Origin of the sequence: Nocardia sp. NPDC060220, assembly GCF_042727815.1 — a bacterium.
In the GTDB taxonomy this organism is placed as follows: domain Bacteria; phylum Actinomycetota; class Actinomycetes; order Mycobacteriales; family Mycobacteriaceae; genus Nocardia.
Map to the genome: position 1 here is coordinate 1 of NZ_JBHWZY010001276.1, position 1,356 is coordinate 1,356.

The following is a 1,356-nucleotide window of genomic DNA, read 5'->3' on the forward strand; positions in this document are numbered from 1 at the left end:
CTGCGCCAGTCGGGCATGTCGCATTCCTACGAATGCCTCGCCTACGTGCCGGGCTACTCGCAATGGCTGTCCGGCCAGGACTGGACGCCCGCCTACGCCCGCCACCGCCGCAACCTGCAGCTGATCGGCATGAACGACACCCGCCGCTGGGTCCTCAAGAATCCCAGCCATCTGTTCTGCCTCGATGCCCTCCTGGCGACCTACCCCGACGCCATCGTCATCCAGACCCACCGCGACCCCGCCACCATCATCCCCTCGGTCTGCAGCCTCAACGAACACGCCACCCGAGGCTGGTCAACCACCTTCACCGGCGAAACCATCGGCCGCACCCAGCTCGACCTGTGGTCGCGCGGCCTCCACGAATTCACCGCCGCCCGCACCCGACACCCCGAAGCCACCTTCATCGACATCGACTTCGACGATCTCCGCACCGACCCCCTTGGCGTCGTCGACCGTGTGTACGCCCGCACCGGTGCCGCCCTCACACCCGAAGCTCGAACCGCCATCACCGCCCTCGACAACGAAAGCCGCACCGGCGCACGCAAACCCACCCACCACTATTCCCTCGCCGACTACGGCCTCACCGAGAACATGGTCGCCGAAAGTTTCGGTAGCTGATCTCGAACGGTCAGGCTACCGACGCTCGCCGGGCATCCCCGACCGGATGCCGGCGAGCGCTGCGAAGTCGTGCTTGTCAGCGAGGCCGGCATCGACCCCGACCGGCCGCCACCTCGTGCGGCTTCATTCGTCGACGTCGACCCCGTACCGCCTGGCCAGATCGGCGAGATCGGTCTCGTACCCCTGGCCGACCGCGCGCAGCCGCCAATCTTCACCGCGCAGATACAGCTCGGCGAGCAGCAGGGTGCATTCCACGGTTGCGGCATCGAGCGTGGAACGTATCGCGGTGCTCGATTCCGTGCCTGCGGCGAACTCCAGCTCGATGGCGCCGACGTCGCCGAAGGTAAGACCCGCACCGTCGAGCGAAGCGGCGAGGACGATGCGAGTGCAGTGCTCGGGCAGGTCATCGAGGACCAGGGTGATCGACTGCTCGTTCGGCCCGTCCTCGGAAAGCTTGGCGCCCTGCGATTCTGGCTGGTTGTAGAACAGGAAGTCGTCGGAGTCGTCGACTCGCTCATCGCTGCCGAGCAGGAACGCGACGAGATCCACGGTCGGCGCACTGAGCTGGCTCCACGTTGCCCGCAGAGTCCACGTATTGCCGCCCTCGGCGATCGGTACGTCGATCACCTGACCTCGCGACAACACCGTCGGTTCCGCGGGCCGGATTTCAGCACGACCAGGTGCGGTCGATGCCGCAGGGATCGCCGCGGGCGCGATCGCACCCTGCTCGAGCAGGTC

General features: G+C 66.9%; 2 protein-coding genes. One reads left to right on the forward strand and one right to left on the reverse strand.

All coding sequences use genetic code 11. The features are described from left to right. The coding region (locus ACFWF3_RS36000) for a sulfotransferase family protein (protein WP_379318640.1) at nucleotides 1-618 on the forward strand (618 nt) is incomplete at its 5' end. 123 nt (nucleotides 619-741) lie between these two features. On the opposite strand, the gene ACFWF3_RS36005 is transcribed toward ACFWF3_RS36000, so the two are convergent. Continuing rightward, the coding region (locus ACFWF3_RS36005) for a TerD family protein (RefSeq protein WP_379318642.1) at nucleotides 742-1,356 on the reverse strand (615 nt) is incomplete at its 5' end.